Source organism: Alteraquisediminimonas sediminicola (assembly GCF_019740335.1).
GTDB lineage: Bacteria > Pseudomonadota > Alphaproteobacteria > Sphingomonadales > Sphingomonadaceae > Alteraquisediminimonas > Alteraquisediminimonas sediminicola.
On record NZ_JAHXZS010000006.1, the window covers coordinates 148,341 to 167,108 of the forward strand.

At 60.0% G+C, this 18,768-nt stretch carries 18 protein-coding genes and 1 tRNA gene; 10 read left to right on the forward strand and 9 right to left on the reverse strand.

The genetic code is table 11. The features are described 5' to 3' along the window. The first annotated feature begins 118 nt into the window (after window positions 1–118). Window positions 119–439: a TIGR02300 family protein gene (locus tag K6117_RS12185; RefSeq protein ID WP_221795428.1), complete on the forward strand. Its 321-nt coding sequence runs from the start codon at window positions 119–121 to the stop codon at window positions 437–439. Between the two features lie 80 nt (window positions 440–519). Then, window positions 520–595, forward strand: a tRNA-Ala gene (locus K6117_RS12190). A 96-nt stretch (window positions 596–691) separates the two neighbouring features. Here the strand turns inward: K6117_RS12190 and K6117_RS12195 are convergent. The 4 genes from K6117_RS12195 to K6117_RS12210 are packed head-to-tail and all read right to left on the reverse strand — an operon-like array spanning window position 692 to window position 2,618. Continuing rightward, on the reverse strand, window positions 692–1,336 hold the full coding sequence (locus K6117_RS12195) for an NrsF family protein (protein WP_221795431.1): 645 nt from the start codon (window positions 1,334–1,336) through the stop codon (window positions 692–694). 2 nt (window positions 1,337–1,338) lie between these two features. Continuing rightward, window positions 1,339–1,872: a sigma-70 family RNA polymerase sigma factor gene (locus tag K6117_RS12200; RefSeq protein WP_221795435.1), complete on the reverse strand. Its 534-nt coding sequence runs from the start codon at window positions 1,870–1,872 to the stop codon at window positions 1,339–1,341. Next, window positions 1,869–2,327: a DoxX family protein gene (locus K6117_RS12205; protein ID WP_343211786.1), complete on the reverse strand. Its 459-nt coding sequence runs from the start codon at window positions 2,325–2,327 to the stop codon at window positions 1,869–1,871. Before K6117_RS12205 ends, K6117_RS12200 begins: the two co-directional genes overlap by 4 nt. Window positions 2,328–2,330: 3 nt before the next feature. Continuing rightward, a complete protein-coding gene (locus K6117_RS12210) occupies window positions 2,331–2,618 on the reverse strand; it encodes a BufA1 family periplasmic bufferin-type metallophore (RefSeq protein ID WP_221795438.1) in 288 nt (95 codons plus the stop codon). Window positions 2,619–2,844: 226 nt separating this feature from the next. Here K6117_RS12210 and bufA2 point away from each other — a divergent pair, with 226 nt between their 5' ends. The 5 genes from bufA2 to K6117_RS12235 all read left to right on the forward strand — a co-directional run bounded on the left by bufA2 (window position 2,845) and on the right by K6117_RS12235 (window position 7,001). Continuing rightward, entirely contained in the window at window positions 2,845–3,135 is a 291-nt protein-coding gene (gene bufA2, locus K6117_RS12215) for a BufA2 family periplasmic bufferin-type metallophore (protein WP_221795441.1), read from the forward strand. 85 nt (window positions 3,136–3,220) lie between these two features. Next, complete coding sequence (bufB, locus tag K6117_RS12220; RefSeq protein ID WP_221795444.1) at window positions 3,221–4,054, forward strand: MNIO family bufferin maturase; 834 nt, start codon at window positions 3,221–3,223, stop codon at window positions 4,052–4,054. Continuing rightward, complete coding sequence (locus K6117_RS12225) at window positions 4,051–4,815, forward strand: HvfC/BufC N-terminal domain-containing protein (protein WP_221795446.1); 765 nt, start codon at window positions 4,051–4,053, stop codon at window positions 4,813–4,815. Before bufB ends, K6117_RS12225 begins: the two co-directional genes overlap by 4 nt. A gap of 215 nt (window positions 4,816–5,030) precedes the next feature. Then, window positions 5,031–5,465, forward strand: a complete 435-nt coding sequence (locus tag K6117_RS12230; RefSeq protein WP_221795449.1) for a helix-turn-helix domain-containing protein — start codon at window positions 5,031–5,033, stop codon at window positions 5,463–5,465. A gap of 636 nt (window positions 5,466–6,101) precedes the next feature. After that, a complete protein-coding gene (locus tag K6117_RS12235) occupies window positions 6,102–7,001 on the forward strand; it encodes a LysR substrate-binding domain-containing protein (protein ID WP_221795453.1) in 900 nt (299 codons plus the stop codon). 14 nt (window positions 7,002–7,015) lie between these two features. Here the strand turns inward: K6117_RS12235 and moaB are convergent, their stop codons facing one another. Genes moaB through K6117_RS12250 form a run of 3 tightly spaced genes read right to left on the reverse strand, consistent with a single transcriptional unit; the run spans window position 7,016 to window position 10,147 of the window. Beyond that, window positions 7,016–7,543 (reverse strand): molybdenum cofactor biosynthesis protein B, encoded by a 528-nt coding sequence (gene moaB, locus K6117_RS12240; RefSeq protein WP_221795456.1) that lies wholly within the window; start codon window positions 7,541–7,543, stop codon window positions 7,016–7,018. Then, window positions 7,533–9,347 carry a lytic transglycosylase domain-containing protein gene (locus K6117_RS12245; protein WP_221795459.1) on the reverse strand — a complete coding sequence of 605 codons (1,815 nt, stop codon included), beginning with the start codon at window positions 9,345–9,347 and terminating at the stop codon, window positions 7,533–7,535. The genes moaB and K6117_RS12245 overlap by 11 nt, the downstream gene beginning before the upstream one ends. Before the next feature lie 2 nt (window positions 9,348–9,349). Further along, window positions 9,350–10,147, reverse strand: a complete 798-nt coding sequence (locus K6117_RS12250) for a uracil-DNA glycosylase family protein (protein ID WP_221795462.1) — start codon at window positions 10,145–10,147, stop codon at window positions 9,350–9,352. Window positions 10,148–10,354: 207 nt separating this feature from the next. On the opposite strand from K6117_RS12250, the gene K6117_RS12255 reads away from it, so the two are divergent. Genes K6117_RS12255 through K6117_RS12265 form a run of 3 tightly spaced genes read left to right on the forward strand, consistent with a single transcriptional unit; the run spans window position 10,355 to window position 14,524 of the window. Beyond that, the gene (locus K6117_RS12255) at window positions 10,355–12,001 is read left to right on the forward strand and encodes an electron transfer flavoprotein-ubiquinone oxidoreductase (protein ID WP_221795464.1); all 1,647 of its coding nucleotides are present in this window, start codon (window positions 10,355–10,357) and stop codon (window positions 11,999–12,001) included. A 34-nt stretch (window positions 12,002–12,035) separates the two neighbouring features. Next, window positions 12,036–13,676, forward strand: a complete 1,641-nt coding sequence (locus K6117_RS12260; RefSeq protein WP_221795467.1) for a tetratricopeptide repeat protein — start codon at window positions 12,036–12,038, stop codon at window positions 13,674–13,676. Beyond that, window positions 13,676–14,524, forward strand: coding sequence for a 4-(cytidine 5'-diphospho)-2-C-methyl-D-erythritol kinase (locus K6117_RS12265; protein ID WP_246605072.1), 849 nt, complete (start codon window positions 13,676–13,678; stop codon window positions 14,522–14,524). The genes K6117_RS12260 and K6117_RS12265 overlap by 1 nt, the downstream gene beginning before the upstream one ends. A gap of 2 nt (window positions 14,525–14,526) precedes the next feature. On the opposite strand, the gene smc is transcribed toward K6117_RS12265, so the two are convergent. Next, window positions 14,527–17,973 (reverse strand): chromosome segregation protein SMC, encoded by a 3,447-nt coding sequence (gene smc, locus K6117_RS12270; protein WP_221795471.1) that lies wholly within the window; start codon window positions 17,971–17,973, stop codon window positions 14,527–14,529. Between the two features lie 33 nt (window positions 17,974–18,006). Further along, entirely contained in the window at window positions 18,007–18,747 is a 741-nt protein-coding gene (locus tag K6117_RS12275; protein ID WP_221795475.1) for a thioredoxin domain-containing protein, read from the reverse strand. Between the last annotated feature and the right edge of the window lie 21 nt (window positions 18,748–18,768).

Genomic DNA, 18,768 nt, shown 5'->3' on the forward strand with positions numbered 1-18,768 from the left:
CGCCGTAAAGCTATGGCAAGGCGCAGCGCAATTCGGGAGCGCACGAGCCGCATTTGCGTGGCGGTGCTCCTTGGCAACTTCATACCGCAAATTTGCGAAGCGAAAGGTTCACAACATCGTGATCAAGGCAGAATGGGGCACCAAGCGTACTTGCCCGAAATGCAGCACGCGCTTCTACGACCTCGGCAAGGATGATCCTGTCACCTGCATTAGCTGCGGTGGCTCATGGATGCCGGAGCCTGTGCTGAAGTCCAAGCAGCCGCTGCCGTTCGAAGCGGTGAAGGCTGATGACGTCGATCTGGTCAAGCATGATACGGACCTCGTCGAGGAAGAAGTGCTCAACATCGACGATCAGGAACAGAGCCCGGACGACGAAGTCGACCTCGGTGGCGATGACGATCTCGGCGTTGCGACGACGGATAACGACGACGAAAATTAATCCCTTGCGATTCGGCGCGGCCTTACTTATAGGCCGCGCCAAGCCATTGCGGTGTCACGCATCGCTGGCTGAATGGTGACGGGGCCTTAGCTCAGCTGGGAGAGCGCTACACTGGCAGTGTAGAGGTCAGCGGTTCGATCCCGCTAGGCTCCACCATTTCATTACCGCAGGTTTTTGGGGCTTGGCTTCACTTTTGCAGAAAAGTGGCCGGGCCTTTTTTCGTTTATGGGCAGGTGCTTATGATGCAGGGCTTTACCAGCGGATAAGCGCGGGGATGATGAAGCGACCGATCAGCCCTGAAATCAGGATCGGGACGCTGTGCCAGATGCCGATATGAAAGATATTATCGAGCGGGCAACTGATGCCATAAGCGCATACCCCGATGGCGCCCGCCGCAATGCCGACAAGCAGGCTTGCGCGTTCGGGTGATACCGGGGCGCCACGGCGCAAGCGGTTGGTCAGGGCGGTGGCCATCAACAGGCCAAAACCCGTCCCATAAGCAACGCAATAAAAATCATGTTCAGGAGCAAGGATCGGGGGATCGTCTCGGCGATGAATGGTGGCCATGATCATGGCCGAAAATGGCAACAGGCCCGCCATGGCGGTCGCCCATTTCCAGCCGTCATGCCGATTTCCGACCTGCGGGCCAGACATCATCACGACGCTGCTACCTGCTGCCAGCGAGAGAATCAAAAATAGCCCATTGGCGATCAGGAACATCGGTGGAAACGCGCCTGCCAATAGATCTTCCCGAATGTCCAGCCACAAGGCAGAGAGCGCAAAGCTCGCCAGCGCCGCCAGCATCATCTGGATCATCCCGCCACGGATGCGGAGCGCGCGGACAGGGCGCAACCGTTCGACCAAATCATAAATCAGATGGTCAATTTCCCGAACCATATTCACTGTGCTTTCTCGACCATTGAGGCCAATTTCTTTAATCCTCGATGGATGTTGACCTTGATCAGCGGCTCGCTCTGGCCGCAGGATTGTGCGGCTTCGGCGATGCTGCGGCCTTCGATCTTCACCATCTCTATCGCGCGCGCTTGTGCCGGGGACAAATGGGCGAACAGCCGTTCCAGACTGATCCGCGCGACGATTTCATCCTCATCCCCCTCCCCATGATCGGGGACGTCATCCGCCAGCGCCTGTTCTTCGCGGCGATAGACATGGCGGAGATGGTCGATCCAGCGATAACGCGCGATGGCCGCCAGCCATGGCAAAAAAGGGCGGTCAGGATCATAGCTCGCCAATTTGCGATGGAGTGACAGCAATGTATCCTGCACCAGATCGTCAAGTTGATTCGCCAGCACGCGGCGGCCGAAATATCGGCGCAACCAATGGGCGCATTCCTTCAGCAATGTCCGATAGGCCAGCCTGTCACCCCCTTGGGCGTTGGCCATCAGGCGGGACAGGCTGGCCTCATCGGCGATCATGCAAGCCACTTTCTTGCGATGAGCGCGTCTGCTGAAAATAGCCCGCCACCCCGGACAACCAAGGTCAGCGCGAGCGCAGCCCACAGCGAATGCACCGGCCACCACGCATCGGGATAGACGAAGATCTGGATCATCAGTGTCATGCCCAACAGGCCGAGTGCCGACAGGCGCGTTGCCAATCCCAGCACCAACAGGATCGGGAACAGATGTTCCGCCGTTGTCGCCGCCAAGGTGGCGAATGCTGTGGGCAGGGGGATGCCGCTATATTCTTCGGCAAAAAGGAAGCGGGTGTTTTCGCTGATCGTCAGCCAGCTTCCCTCTTCGATCTTGGCGCGGCCAGAGCGCCAGAATACCCCCGCCAGCGCCAAGCGGACGAGCAGCATGACGCCGCCCTCGACCATCTTGCCAGACAGCACGCACAAGACCTGTCGCCACAGGTGCGTCAAGGCACGCACCGGTCAGGCCTTTTTGGGTGTCAGAGATCCATTGCCCTTGGGCGTCTTGGTCTTGAGGCAAGACCCTGCCTTGACGAGCTTCCACGCATTGCCCTGATAGTCGGTGGTGGAGGTACCGGCACAGCTGGTGCCCGGACCTGCGGCGCAGTCATTCTTGCCGGCCTTGGCAATGCCATAGCATTTTTCGGTCGCCTTTTTGGCTGGACCGGCATCGGCAGCCTGTGCCACGCCAGCGGAAATCGACGCAACCAGTGCCGCAGCACATAGAGATTTTACGGAAGGGCTAAACATCAAACAAACTCCAACGCCAAGCTACTGATACAAAGGAACCCCCTTGCAGGGATTCTGCTATAATTCGGTCACCATAACGGACTGGTTACAGGTCGCTATCAGTAAATTTCCAACAGATAGGTTGCGATCAGATAAATTTTTTATCGGCGTTGTAACCGGCGGTGCGGATGCCGCGAATGAGGCAATGCCACTTTCGGCACATATCATTTCATTCGGAGACCCACTCATGTCCACTCTCGCGAAAAGCATGGGCCTTGCCTCGGCTGCAGCCCTGTTCGCCATGTCCGCTATTGCTGCGGCGAATCCTGCGCATGCACCGGAAGGCAGCACGGGCAAGTTCCTGTCTGCTGACGACGCCGCGCATTGCTATGGCGTCAATAGCTGCAAGGGTAGCGCAGATTGCAAGACCACCACGCATGAATGCAAGGGCATGAATGCGTGCAAGGGTCATGGCTTCAAGGCGCTGACCGCTGGCCAGTGCCTCGCCAAGGGTGGCACCATTGGCGATCTTGGCTGATTGATTTCGGCTTGATCTTGGCCCGGCTGCGCTCCCCCGCAGCCGGGCCATCATGTAAAAAGACTCATTTTCAGGAGCGTGGCGGATGTCGTCTATCCCGAATTTTGTCGGTTTCGGTCTCGGCCTGCGCAAGCAACATTATGCCGATTTCCTGAACCGCGACGTGCCGGTAGATTTCATTGAGATCATTTCCGAAAATTATATGGTCGATGGTGGGCGGCCATTGGCGACGCTGGATGCGATCCGGGCGAAATATCCAGTGGTCATGCATGGCGTATCGATGTCAATCGGATCGGCGCAAGGATTGGACCGCGCCTATTTGCTGCGATTGAAGCAATTGGTGGACCGCGTGTCCCCGTTGTGGGTGTCCGATCATTTATGTTGGACCGGGGTAGATGGCCATAACAGCCATGATCTGTTGCCAGTGCCTTATACCCAAGAGTCGCTCGACATGGTCTGCGCCAATATCATGCAGGCGCAGGAGATATTGGGTAGGCCGATGCTGTTCGAGAACCCGTCGAGCTATCTCACTTTCCCTGATGACGTCATGACGGAATGGGAATTCATGGCCGCGATGTGTCGGCGGACCGGCTGTTATCTGTTGCTTGATATCAATAATGTGTTTGTCAGCGCGACCAATCACGGCTTTTCTGCCGCCGAATATTTGGCGGGCATCCCGGTCGAATATGTGCGGCAGGTGCATCTGGCGGGCCATACGCAGGGCGAGATCCTGATCGACACGCATGACCAGCCGGTGTGCGATGCGGTCTGGGATCTTTATGCGCAAGGCTGCGCGCGCTTTACGCAGGTCGCCACCATGATCGAGCGCGATGACGATATTCCACCGCTTGACGATTTGCTGGCGGAACTGGCGCTGGCCCGCAATTGGGCCGCGCATGCCGGGAAGGTGGCGGCATGAGCCTGCTGACCCTTCAGCGTGATCTGCTGGCGCAATTGCTGTCGGATGATGTACCGTTGCGGCCCGAATGGGATGCGCGATTGGACAAAGGTCTTGCGGTCTATCGCAACGCCTATCGTGCGCGTTTGGTCGCGTGTCTGCGTGAAATGTTCGACAAGAGCTGGTCATGGATTGGCGATGAGAGTTTCGATGCCGCCGCCTGCCATCACCTGATTCTGAATCCGCCGCACAGTTGGACCCTTGACGATATTGGCGAGGGATTCAGCGATACATTGGCCAGCCTGTTTCCGAATGATCCAGAGGTGGAAGAATTGGCATGGCTGGAATGGACGATGCAGCGGGCGTTTTGTGCGACGGATGTCCCGGCCATCTCAGCGAGTGATTTTCCGGTCCTGACCGCCGATTATGATGAAGGCGATTGGACGGCGATGCGGCTTGCATTCGTGCCGAGCCTGTTTGTGCGGCCCATACGCACGGCATGTGGGGAGTTATGGAATGCCATGACTCATGAACAACCGGTGCCGGCCTTGATGTTGGAACAACCGGCATCGCTGATCGTCTGGCGCGAAGGCATGACGCCATGTTTTCGGGTACTGGCGCATGATGAATCGCTGGCGCTTACGATGATGCAATGTGGAGAGAGCTTTGGTGCATTATGTGAGATGCTGGCTGGCGATGCCGATCCGCAAGGGGCCATTGCGACCGCTGGCAGCATCTTGGGCCGTTGGATCGCCGAGGGATTGATCGCGGAAATCCAGTGATCGGTTCATTCGATAGGTTTATGCGTCTTTGCCGCATTTTGCATGTTTAATTCAGGTGCAATAATGAATCGCTTGCAAGTGAACTAAAAACGCTTAAACTCATAACATTGTTCAATGTATCGAGTATGCGTAATATGAATATGATGAACGTTATGGCCGCCCCGCGGTCTGTGCACGAATATGTCAGGGAACTGGCAACCCGCCTCAAATCAGCTGTGAATGTCAGGGACGGGGTCATCGACTTTCGGGAATGCCTGAATGTCGCTGTCGAAATCGAACGACTCCCTGCATTGCTGGAGCCCGGTGTTCGGGAACAGGAAACAACGGATTTCAATCCGCTGATGCTGGGCACTTTGCTGGGTATCAAACAAATCTCGGCGGCGCGCATATTGGCGTGCCTGCTCAATCATCCGGATATGGTCCATAGTCAGGAAAGCCTGTCGGCCCGTTTCGGATTCTCTTCACGCAGCGTGGTCGTCTATATGTCCCATTTGCGGTCGGCGCTGGAACAATTTAGCATGCGCCATTTCGTTCATGCCATCTACAAATCGGGCTATTATGTCAGCGCCGCGGATGTGGAGGTCATGCGGGCCTTCATCACCTCGGCGCAGGCATCGGCACCGGAATCCTTGCACGCCGTCGCTAATTAAGCCGCCGGGTCTGTTTCTCTGCCCTGAGGGCGTATCCAATTCAAAGGATGTCCCTCAGGGTCAGCATATATGTGTAATGAAAGCTCAGCACATCATTGCCTATAGGCGATCGGTATGTGCTGCATTAAGTCTGACGCCAACATTACAAAATATTGCAATAAAATGGTTTTTTGAAATCCTGACACTATATTTACGCAAGCTGCTTTAGCCGTGGCTGAATGCCGTGACATTGCACCGGTGGAGTCTCTTGTGTCTGGGCTGTCCCTCAAATTGGTGCATAGCCCTGAAGAGGCGTGAACCGGAAATGGGTGTGCGCCAGTAAGGGGCGCGCCTCCAAATGACATGATCAGTCCGTTAAAGGCTATTTGAAAAGTTGCGCGCTTCAAAGCGCTATGGGCAATCCGCCGGGTTTCGCGGGACAAATACGGCAATCTGTTTCCAAATTGCCACCAATCCTCGCCAAAACAAAGCGAGCATTGGGTTACGCAACGCTACAAAGAGCGAAACCCGGCCTGTCGGCGCGGTAGTCTGTCCCACCGCCGCGTGCCGACGCCAACTGCGATTTTGCTAGCACTACTAAGTAGTTATGATAATAACCCAAATTGGAAATTCTTCATCCCAGTATGGTAACAATGTATGGATGCGTGGCGTGGTATCGATGAATTCGTTGCGGTTGCGGCGGCGGGAACATTTGCGGCTGCTGCCCGAAAATTCGGCGCAAGCACCACCCATATGAGCAGATCGGTCGCCTTATTGGAAAACCGATTGCAGGTGCAGCTGTTCCATCGCACGACCCGGATGGTCCGCCTGACCGATACCGGCAGGATGTTTTACGAGCAATGCCAGCGATTGTTGCATGATCGGGATGAGGCGATTGCCCAGATCGGTGAACGCGGTGAACCGCAGGGCGAATTGCGGGTGACTTGTTCGGTGGCGATGGGGGAGCGTTTTATCGCCCCGATTCTGCGGCGTTATATCGAAGAATATCCCAAGGTGTCGGTCACGCTCGACCTCACCAATCAGGTGGTGGATATTATTGCTGAAGGCTATGATCTGGCGATTCGCAGCGGAAAATTACCGGATTCGAGTCTGGTCAGCACCCGGATTGCGATGCGCTCGCTATATACTTGCGCCGCGCCTGCTTATCTGGCGCGGGCGGGTACGCTGCATTCCATCAATGATCTGGCACATCACGAATGCGTGGTCGGCACCTCATCGACATGGCAATTCGTTGTGGGCCAGCAAAATGAACTCTTTCGGCCAAAGGGGCGGTGGCGCTGCAATAGTGGGATTACCGTGATTGATGCGGCGCTGGCGGGCATGGGTATTTGCCAAGTGCCGGGTTTTTACGCCTTGCCGCATCTGGCCAATGGCAGTCTGGTTGCGCTGCTGGAGCCATTTCGCGCCAATGATGAGCAGATCTGGGCGGTGTATCCCGAACAACGGCACCAATTGCCCAAGCTGTCGATGCTGGTCGATCGCCTGCGGCATGAATTGCCCGCGATGCTCACAGGATCGCATCCGCCCGTGGCGTAGATCGTGGCTCTGACTTACCGCTCTTGCAAGCGGGGCATCAGTTCCACGAAATTGCAGGGGCGGTGGCGACTATCGAGTTGGGAGAGGAGGATCTGATCCCAGCCGTCTTTCACGGCGCCGGTCGATCCCGGTAGGGCAAATATATAGGTGCCGCGCGCGACGCCCGCACAGGCGCGGGACTGGATGGTGGAGGTGCCGATGCTCGCAAAGCTGAGCCAGCGGAACAACTCGCCAAAGCCGGGAATCAACTTGTCGCACACGCGTTCGACCGCTTCCGGGGTGACATCACGGCCCGTCACGCCGGTGCCGCCAGTCGTGATGATGCAATCGACCGTTTCATCCTCAATCCAGCGATGGAATTGCGCCACAATTTCATCTTGATCGTCGCGCAGGATAGTCCGATCGGCGAGGATATGGCCCGCATTGGTCAACCGCTCGACCAAAGTATCGCCAGACCGATCCTCGGCCAGCGAACGACTGTCGGACACGGTCAGCACCGCAATCCGCACCGGCAGGAAGTTGCGGCTTTCGTCAATCGGCATTCAAGATTCTCCTATTGCCCGCGCTCATCCGCATCGCGGTTTTGCCCGTCATACCGGGAAAGCGCGGCCACATGCCCTGCGATATAGCGGCAAGGCTGGTCGTCGGTTTATTTTCAAGCCGCTGGTACATCCAGTAATTCCGCAGCACGATCATGACATAATTGCGGGTCTCCCAATAAGGGATGGATTCGATATACAACAGCGGATCGCCGTCATGGGCGACCTGTTCATTCCACCGCGCGACTGCGCCTGGCCCGGCATTATAAGCGGCAATGACCTTGGGCAGCAGCCCGCCCGCCGTGTCTTGATCGCGTAGTTTTTCGAGATAAAGCTGGCCATATTCGAGATTAATCGATGGCCGACGCAGCGTCTGAATATCGATGGTTTCGCCGCGACCGCGTGCGATCAATGCCGCCGTGCCGGGCATGACCTGCATCAATCCCTGTGCGCCTGCCGGGCTGACGACCTGTGGCCGAAAGTTCGATTCTTGCAAGCTATGCGCCATCAGCAATGCCCGATCCACGCGCCAGCCATTGGCCGGATTCCAATCGGGCAGGGGATAACGCGCGGCAAGGCCTGTCCGCACGCCCGCCGGGGCATTTTGCGCCAGCCATAATTGGGTGTTAGGCAGGTTCAGCCGGACGGCGAGGTTGATCAGGGCAAGGTGCTGGGATGGATCGCCAATCCGCGCCTGATGCCGGATCAATTTATCGGCCAATTCCAATTCGCCCACATCCGCAAGCGCCATCGCCACGCGGATATTGGGCAGAGTTATTATCTCGCGTTCGATCCTGCTGCCCGCTGGCATTGCGCTCTCTTCCCGCCGTTCCATCCCGAGATATTGCGCGGCGAGCATGCCGTAAAAGCTTTCGCGCTCTGCGGCGGCGCGGCGCATTCGCGCTTGCACCGTTTGCGGGCGGCCACAGGCCATTTCGGATCGCGCCGCCCAGAATTGGCCTGCGGCACGTAGATCACGATCCGTGACCCCTTCGGCGACATTGGCAAAGGCATTGGCGGCGGCGTTGCAATCTTGCTGACGCCAAGCAATCAGCCCGACAATCCAATTGGCCTGCACCGCCCAATTGCCGCTGCCGGATGTGGCGCGGCTGGCCACGGCGCGGGCCGTGTCATCATTGCCCCGGCCATACCATGACCATGCGATGATATAGCGCAATTCCGCCAGCGCATTGGGTGAGATGTTTGCGGCCTCTGCCTCGACCAAGGCCTCCGCCTCGCCGGGCAGATCGGATTTGACGAATTGCATGACCTGCGGCTGCAATTTCGCGGCAATCGGATCAAGCGCAAGGCCGCTATCGAGCTTTTCTCGCTTGGGCGCGCCGCCGACCCAGCTCAGTTTCTGTGGCTGGGGCAGGGCGGGCAGGGTTGATGCCCCACGGGTGCGGGCGAGTCTGGTCAGCGGATCAGCCTCCACCAAATGCGGCGCACGGGCAATGAGCTCCAATAATGGCTGCAATTCAGCCTTGGGGCTGTTCTTGGCGAGAAAGAGTTCCGCCTGGGCAATATCATGCAACGGGCCGTTTTGATCGGCGTTGATCAGATTGGCCGCATCGGCCCAGCGTTGTTCACGCAGCGCCGCAAAGACCGTGCGATATTGTTGCGCCTGCGCGGGGGTCAGCACGCGCAAGGCGGCATCGTCCGAATCGAGTTGCGCGATGGACAGGGTGACCGGCGCGGTCGCGCTTTCCGCATAAGCGGTTGATGCGGACAGCATCGGGGCGGCGATGAGCATCGCCAGCAGTGCAGATGATCCTGCCAGCCCGCGATATCGACGCAACAATTGCATGATCATTGGGCGAATAGTCTCCGAAGCAATTGCAGATCCTGCCACGCCAATGCCTTGGCGGCAGGCTTTTGCAGCAGGAAGCGCGGGTGAAGTGTGACGATAGCGCCGACCTTACCCGCATCATGGTTAATTTCCTGCATATGCTGGCGCGCATCAATCGCACCCGACCCGATCAGCGCACGGCTGGTCGCATCGCCGAGCAATAACACCGCCTGCGGGGCCGCCAATTGGGCCAAGCGCGTGGCAATCGCCGCCAAACGCGGCAGCCACGCGGCTTCGATCCGTCCGCCCGCATGGTACACGGGCAGCAGGCTTGCGACCATCACCTCTGATTCAGCCACCCCAATCGCGGCGAGCATCGCGGAAAGTAAGCGACCGGCGGGGCCATGGAGCAATTGGCCCGCTGGCGAATCGCTATCGTCCGGCCTGATGCTTTCTTCGGGTCTGTCGCCTTCTTCAGGCCGATCGACCAATATCAACAGCCGGGGCGTCGCCGATCCACGCGGGGCAAAGCGGGCAAGGCCGGGGTCGAGCATCGGCGTGGCGGAGGGGTCCTTGATCCATTCGGCAAAGGCTGACAGGATGTCCGGCAGCGGTAAAGATGGTTCAACCATTTGAATTACATGGGTTGTTGGTGCGGGCGCGCCATTTTCTTCGCCGCCCGCGTGCCGTATTTGCACCGGGTCCGGCTTCGGCGCGGCCAGCCATGAATGGGCATCGTCGCTCACCAGACTATCCAGCCCGGCCAGCGCCCACCAGTCCAACATTTGGCCGATCATCGGTTGCGATGTGCTATTCATGACGCTGTTTTGCTCACAGCGCACGAGGTAGCGCGAAAGTCTGCTGTTGACGAGAGGGTCATTTCGAAGGCACGGGACTTGTGAATCGACGCGTGTTTGCGCATCAGCGATATGCGCCAATTGCGGCGGATGATCGCGATGTGCGGCGGCAGTATATTTAAGGAGACGGGCGCGGCCCGGAGTGAAGAGCGGTTTTAGGGGAAGCTAATGACGACTCGTGAATCAATGCCCTATGATGTGGTGATCGTTGGCGGAGGCCCGGCGGGCCTTTCTGCGGCGATCCGCCTCAAGCAGATCAACGCGGATCTTTCGGTCTGCGTGCTGGAAAAGGGCTCGGAAATCGGCGCGCATATTCTGTCTGGCGCGGTGTTCGATCCCAAGGCGATCGATGAACTGCTGCCTGATTGGAAGGAACAGGGCTGCGCCATGGCCGAGGTGCCGGTCACCGAAAACCATCATTGGGTGATGACGGCCAAGGGCCATATGTCTGTCCCGCATATTCTGACCCCGGGCTGGATGCACAATAAGGGGACCTATACCGGTTCGCTTGGCAATCTGTGCCGTTGGTTGGGCAGTCAGGCCGAAAATCTCGGCGTGGAAATTTTCCCGGGCTTCCCGGCAGCCGAAATTCTGTACAATGACGATGGCTCGGTCAAGGGCGTGGCGACCGGCGACATGGGCGTCGCCCGCGATGGCAGTCATAAGGGCGATTATCAGCCGGGCATGGAATTGCATGCCAAATACACGCTGTTCGCCGAAGGCGCGCGCGGTCATCTGACCAAGCAGTTGAAGGCGAAATACGACCTTGAAGCCGATTGCCAGCCGCAGGTCTATGGCATCGGCATGAAGGAATTGTGGGACATCGATCCTGCCAAGCATGAACCGGGCCGGGTGATCCATACCCAAGGCTGGCCGCTGTCGGAGACCGATAGCTGGGGCGGCGGCTTCTTGTATCATCAGGCCAATGGTCAGGTGGCGCTCGGCTTTGTCGTCGCGCTTGATTATCAGAACCCGCATCTCTTCCCGTTCGAAGAATTCCAGCGCTGGAAGCAGCACCCGGAAATCCGCAAGATTCTGGAAGGCGGCAAGCGCATCTCTTATGGCGCGCGCGCGATCAATGAAGGTGGCTGGCAGTCGGTGCCAAAGCTCGCGTTCCCGGGCGGCGCGTTGATCGGCTGTTCGGCCGGTTTCGTGAACGTGCCGCGCATCAAGGGCAGCCACACCGCGATGAAATCGGGCATGCTCGCCGCAGAAAGCATTGCGCTGGCGATTGCCGGGGGCCGCGCACATGACGAGCTGGCCGATTATCAGGTCAATCTTAACGATAGCTGGATTGCGACCGAATTGAAGCTGGTCAAAAATGCCCAGCCCGCGATTGCGAAGTTCGGCGGCGATTATGGCACGTTGCTGGCCGGGATCGATATGTGGATGCGGACCCTCAAGATCGGTCTGCCGATCACGATGAAGCATCACCCGGACTGCACCACGCTGGGCCGTAAGGATCTTTATCCGAAGATCAATTATCCCAAGCCGGATGGCGTGATCAGCTTCGATCGTCTGTCGTCGGTGTTCCTGTCGAACACCAATCATGAAGAGGATCAGCCCTGCCATCTGCAATTGGCCGATCCGAACATTCCGATCGAGGTCAATCTGGCGCTCTATGATGCGCCGGAAACGCGTTATTGCCCGGCAGGCGTGTATGAAATCGTCGGTCAGGATGAAGGTACGCCACGCCTTCAGATCAATGCGCAGAATTGCGTGCATTGCAAAACCTGCGATATCAAGGACCCGACACAGAATATTACTTGGGTGACGCCGGAGGGCGGTGGAGGTCCGAATTACCCCAATATGTAAAATGCTTGCGGGAAGATCGCCATATATTGTCTTGATGGCGGTCTTCCTCGCGCTTGTACCATCTGCCCCGGCTGTCGCACGCGCACCCGTTCGATCAGCCTTGGCCGATTATGTCCGTGCGCGGGTGGCGGATAGCGATGGCGATTCCGCCACGGCGCTGGCGGGATATCACGCCGCGTCAAAGTCTTTTCCCAATGACGCCGTATTGGCCAGTCGGCTGTTTCGTCAGGCCATTATGCAAGGCGACATGCCGCGCACGCTGGAAACTGCCCGCAAGCTCGATGCGCAAAACCGCTTGCCTGCGGATGCCCGTTTCCTGCTGATCGTCGATGCGATCAACCATCATGATGATAGCCTCGCCAAATCCCATGCGGCGCGACTGGAGCAAGAATCGGTCTTTGGTTTTACCGGCCCGATTCTGCGGGCGTGGCTGGCCTTTGGCGCGCATGAAGCCGACCCCTTCGCGCAATTGAACGGACCCGCCGTCGATCCCTCCTTTGCCAGCTATTATGACGAGCATCGCTGCTTGCTGCTGCTCGCCAGCGGCAAGGCGAATGAGGGCGTGGCCATGGCGCGCAACCTGATCGGCTCGTCCGGCGAGGGTCGCGCGATCCGTTTACAGATGCTGGCGGCGACCGCGTTGGCGCAGGCGGGCAAGCGCAATGAGGCGCTGGAGATACTGGCGGGCGATGACCCAACACTGGTTGCAGCGCGGCAGCGGCTGAACACTGGGCAGTCGTTCGTGCGCCCGGTCACCACCGCGACCCAAGGCATTGCCGATTTATTGTTGCGATTGGCATCGGATGTGAATCGCGAACGGGTAACGCCGATGGCGCTGACCATCGCGCGCGCAGCGCTGTTGGCCAATCCGACCCTGACCGAAAGCCGGATGTTCACGAGCGGGCTGCTCGCTGCATCGGATCAACCGCGTCTCGGCCTCACCCTGCTGCCGGACGAGGCGCATGATGTATATGGTGCGACGATAGCAATCCTGCGTATTCAGTTGCTGGAAAAGGCAGGTGACACGGTGCAGGCAGTGGTCGTGGCCGAACGGCTTGCCCGTGCCCCGGATGCATCAGACGAGGATTGGACGCGATTGGCCGATCTGTATAGCGATGTCGGGCGTTATCAGGATGCATCGGATGCCTTTCAACGGGCTATCGCATTGGTCGAGGCCAAAAGCGGCAAGGACGCCGTGCCTTGGTCCTATCGCCTGCTTTTTGGTGGCGCGCTGGAGAAATCCGGCGATTGGCACGCAGCGAAGGCGGAATTGACCGAGGCAGTGCGACTTGGCCCGGATCAGCCGGTGGCACTCAATTATCTCGGCTATGCCCAGCTTGCCCGGCGCGAAAATCTGGAAGAGGCGGAGAAATTGATCGAACGCGCGGCGACGCTGCGACCCGATGATCCCGCCATTACCGATTCGCTCGGCTGGACCTATTTCGTGCGCGGCCAGCATCAAAAGGCCATCGACACGCTGGAACGCGCGGTGATCGCCGAACCGGCAGAGCCGACGATCAATGAACATCTGGGCGATGCCTATTGGCAGGTCGGTCGCAAGATCGATGCGCGTTATGCATGGAATGCGGCGCTTGTGCATGCCGAGCCAGCGGAGGCCGAACGCTTGCGGACCAAGATCGACCGGGGGCTGACACCGGAAACGACCTCTCCTTGATGGCCACGACGATGTTGTTCGAAACGGCTTTTGCGAAGATCAACCTCGCGCTGCACGTGCGTCGGCGGCGCGACGATGGCTATCATGACATTGAAACCGTCTTCGCCTTTGCGCAGGCAGGTGATGCATTATCGGCCGAATTGGCAGATGAGGTGTGTCTCACGCTGACCGGGCCTTTTGGCGCGGTGTTGGCGGTGGATGAGGCGGATAATCTCGTTTTAAGGGCCGCCCGCGCGGTGCAGCAATCATTCGGCATCAAGGCCGGGGCGCATCTGACGCTGGATAAGCGCCTGCCGGTTGCCTCCGGCATTGGCGGCGGTTCGGCGGATGCGGCGGCGGCGCTGCGCTTGCTGGCGCGTCTATGGGGGCTTGATCCCAGCGACCCACGCCTGATGACGATTGCCGAACTCTTGGGGTCTGATGTGCCAGCCTGTCTGGGGTCGGTGACCGGCTGGGCCGATGGACGGGGTTTTCCGGTACAACCGGTCGAGGCGCAGGGCTTGTCGGACACGCCGTTGCTGCTCGTCAATCCGGGCGTGGCGGTCGCGACCGGCCCGGTGTTTCGCGCATGGGATGGGGTCGATCGCGGGCCATTGGCGGCGGACGCCAGCATCGAGGCAGCATGTGCCGGGCGGAACGATTTGCAACCACCGGCCATATCGCTTGCGCCCGTGATCGGTGAATTGCTGGCCTTATTGGCGGATACCGCACCGCGCTTATCGCGCATGTCCGGGTCCGGGGCGACATGTTTTGCACTCTATGAAAGTCTCGCGGCCCGCGATACGGCGGCGGCGATGGTCGCCGCGCGCCACCCCGATTTCTGGACCTTAGCGACCGCACTTCGCTAATATTATTGCGCCAGCAATTGCTCTGCCCGTTCCAGATCGACCGACACCAGTCGACTGACGCCGCGCTCCACCATCGTCACGCCGAACAGCCGGTCCATCCGGCTCATCGTCACGGCATTATGGGTGACAATCAGATAACGGGTCTCGGTTTCCTGCTTCATCTGATCAAGCAAATCGCAGAATCGCTCGATATTCGCATCGTCGAGCGGGGCATCGACCTCGTCCAATACGCAAATCGGCGCGGGGTTGGTGAGGAACAGGCCAAAGATCAATGCGACCGCCGTCAACGCCTGTTCGCCACCCGACAGCAGGGTCAGCGACGCGAGCCTCTTACCCGGCGGCTGGGCAAGAATTTCCAGCCCGGCCTCTAGCGGATCGTCGCTATCGACCAATTCGAGATGCGCTTCGCCGCCACCGAACAAGGTCGTGAACAGGCGCCGGAAATGGCCGTCCACCGCCTCGAATGCGGCCAACAATCGTGCGCGGCCTTCGCGGTTGAGGCTGCCGATGGAGCCGCGCAGGCGGTTGATCGCCAGATGCAGTTCATCGCGCTCCCGCGTGCTGACCTCGCGGACCTGTTCCAATTCGCTCAATTCCTGTTCGGCGACAAGATTGACCGGGCCAAGCCGTTCGCGGTCGAGGGTCGCGCGTTCAAGCTTGGCCGATTCCCCGCCGACATCGCCGACATCCGTTGCGGCAAAGCCGATTTTCTCCGGTAATACCGGGGCAGGGCATTCAAACCGCTCACCCGCCACCCGGCCCATTTCGACCCGGCGCAATTCCTGATTTTCAAGCCGTGCCGCCGCACCCGCCCGTGTCTCACGCGCGGCCGCCAATGCTTCGCCTGTAGTGCCTGCGCCCTGTTCCGCATATCGCAGCGCGGCCTCGGCCTCTTGTTCCGATGCAGCACGTTCTATCGACAAAGCGGCGGCGCGGTCGTTTTCTGCTTCAAGCCCGGTAATCAATAGTGCCAGCCGTGCCGGGCGGTCTTGCTGTTCGGCCTGTTCACGGGTGATGTCTTCAAAACGCTGCTGCATCTCGCGCAGGCGTTTGGCCGCGTCCCCGGCGCGTGATTTCCAGCCGCGTATTTCAGCGCGAATGGCCTCCCGACGTGCGTGATCGCGCCCGATCCGGCCTTGCAGCCCGGCCAATTCGCTGCGGGCCTGTCCGAATTGATCACGGGCACGGTCATGTTGGGCGCGCAGGTCCGCCACTTGCGCGTTGATCTGCTGTTGGTCCGGCAAGGCGGCTTTGGCGGCTTCGGCTTCGGCGCATTGCTGCTTGGCGGCATCGCGGCCAGCGGCGGCGCGGGTCGCGCGTTCATCAAGGGCGCGGCGCTGGTCGGCCAGCCGGTCAATCGCGGCGCGGGCCTGATCGCCATCGCGCAGCGCTTGGCGTTGCTCGGCTTCTGCCTTGGCCAGCGCATCGCGGGCGGAACGTTCATCCTCGCGGGCGCGATTGACCTGTTGTTGCGCAGACTGTTCGGCCTGTTCTGCCGCTGCCAATATTGCGCGGGCATCGGGCATTTGTTGTTCGAGCGCGGCGAGCCGGTTGATCCGCATCAGCCGCGCCGCGGCATCGGCACCGACCCCGGTCGCGATATAGCCGTCCCAGCGCCGCAACCGGCCATCTTGTGTCACCAGCCGTTGCCCGACCTGCAAGATGCGTGTGCCATCGTCTTGATCGACCACCCCGACCTGTTGTAATCTGCGCCGCAACACATCCGGGGCCTGCACTTTATCGGCGAGACAAATCGCGCCTTTGGGCAAGGCCGGATCGCTTGTGTTCAGTTCGGCCCCGCCCCAATAACGAGCATTGCCGGGCTTCAGACCTGCATCCAGTTCATCGCCAAGGGCGGCGGCCAACGCCTGTTCAAAGCCCGGATCGGCGCGGACATGGCCGATGGCGCGGTCGGCGGTGTCGCCGTTTTTCAACGCCTTGCTCAATGCGCGGGCCTCGGATTCCAGCGTCGCCAATTGTGCGCGACGCTCCCCGACCTGTGCCTGCGCCACCTCGCGCGCCTTGGCGGCGGCATCGCGGGCCTGTTCGGCGGTGGCGATGGCGTCGCTCGCCGTCATGATGATCTGGCCGGTCGCGCCTGCCCGCGCCTCGGCCTCGGCCAGCGCGGTCTTGAGCGGGGCCTCATCCGGCAGGCGTTGTTGTTCGGCTGCAACCGCCGCGCAATCCTGTTCAGTGCGGGCGACTGCCTGTTTGGCGGTTTGCAAGGCGGCCTCGGCCACGCGGGCATCGGCAAGGGCGGATGCCTGTTCGGTCTGGGCGCGGGCCAAGGCCAGTTCCGCCGCATGGGTGGTTTCGGACAGATGCGCGACCAGCGCTTCGCGATTGGCCTGTTCCTTGTCGGACTGGGCCAAGGTCGTGGCCAGCGATTTATCCTCTTCCTCCAGACGGGAAAGCGCCTCTGCCGCATCATGGCCAAGCGCATCCTCGCGGCCCTGATCTTGCAGCAAGGCCTCACGACGTTCCTGCAATTCGCGCAGGCGGCGTTCGGTCATCCCCAGTTCCTGCCGGTTGCTGGCAAGCTGTTGGGCAATGTCATTGGCGGCATCTCGGGCCTTTTGCGCGGCGGCGCGGGCCTGTGCGAGGGTGGCGACGGCCTGTTCCTGCGCGGCGCGGGCCTCGTCCTGCTTTGTCTGGGCGGCTGTGACGGCGGCCTCTGCCGCGCTGGCTTCCTTGCGGGCGGCCTCGGCGGCGGCAACGGCATCGCGCCATTTGGCGAAGATCAACCGCGCCTCGAACAGCCGCACTTCCTCGGTCAGCACGCGGTAACGCTCGGCGGTGCGGGCCTGACGCTTCAGTGCATTGGCGCGTTGCTCCATCTCAGCCAGCACTTCATCCAGCCGGGTGAGATTGCCCTCGGTCGCCCGCAGCTTTTGCTCGGCATCCTTGCGGCGGACATGAAGGCCGGAAATCCCCGCCGCCTCTTCCAGCATCTGGCGGCGTTCGGCGGGCTTGGCGGCAATAACGGCGGCAATCTTACCTTGGCTTACCAGCGCCGGGCTATGCGCCCCGGTCGCGGCATCGGCGAACAATAACGATACATCCTTGGCGCGGACATCGCGGCCATTCAGGCGATAGGCCGACCCCGCGCCGCGTTCGATCCGGCGGACGACCTCGACTTCGCCATCATGCGGTACGCCGCTGCCGGGCAGGCCGGGGGTATGCGCGCCGCCTTGTTCGATCAACAAAGACACTTCGGCAAAATCGCGGGCAGGGCGGCTGGTGGTGCCCGCGAAGATCACGTCTTCCATCCCGCCGCCGCGCATGGATTTGGCGCTGGCTTCGCCCATGACCCAGCGAATGGCCTCCAGCAAATTGGATTTGCCGCAACCATTCGGGCCGACGACCCCGGTCAGCCCCGGCTCGATTCGCAGTTCCGCCGCATCGACGAAACTTTTGAATCCGCTGAGCTTGAGCCGCCGGATTTTCATGCAGTCAGCGCCAGAAAGCGATCACTGAACCGTTCAAAGCGCGGCCTTGATCTTCGGTTCCAGCGCCGTCCATTCGGCGACATCGTCGACGCGCTTGCCATTGATCAGGAACATCGGCGTGCCGGTCAGCTGATATTCGTTGACCGCGCGGTTGCGCATGGCGACGAGCTGATCCAGCGACTTTTGATCGGTAAGGCAGGCATTGGCCTTGGCCGCAGGAATGCCGCGCTGCGCGACAAAGGCGGTGAGGCCGGTCGCCTGACCGAGAAACTGGAATTGCTGCGCCGGGGTCATCGTGCTGAGACGCTGCTGATCAGCCTGTGTCATGCCTTGCGCTTTTTCGAACATCGCGGCCTGATTGGCGAACATCTGTTCAGTCAGCTTGGCATAAGGCTTGGCCCCGCCGCAGCGGCTGAGCAACGCGCCGACGACATCGATCGGATCGCGCACAAAGTTGCGGATCTCGAGCGAAACCTTGCCGCTGGCGATATATTGCGCCTTCAATGCAGGCACGCCCTTTGCGGCGAAATCGGCGCAATGCGAGCAGGTGAGCGAGGCATATTCAACCAGCTTCACCTTGGCATTGGGATTACCGATGCGAAAGCCGCCATCTGCGGTGGCCGTCACATTTTCGACCCAGCCGCCGCTGATGGCACCCGCGCCCGCATTGGCCGCTGGCTTGGCCTCCGCCTCATTGCTGGCAGTCGGGTTCTGATTGCATCCTGCCAGCAGGAGGAGTCCGATTGTAAAGGTCTTGAAATGGCGGGGGCGCATCTGGGTGAAGCTCCTTGGATG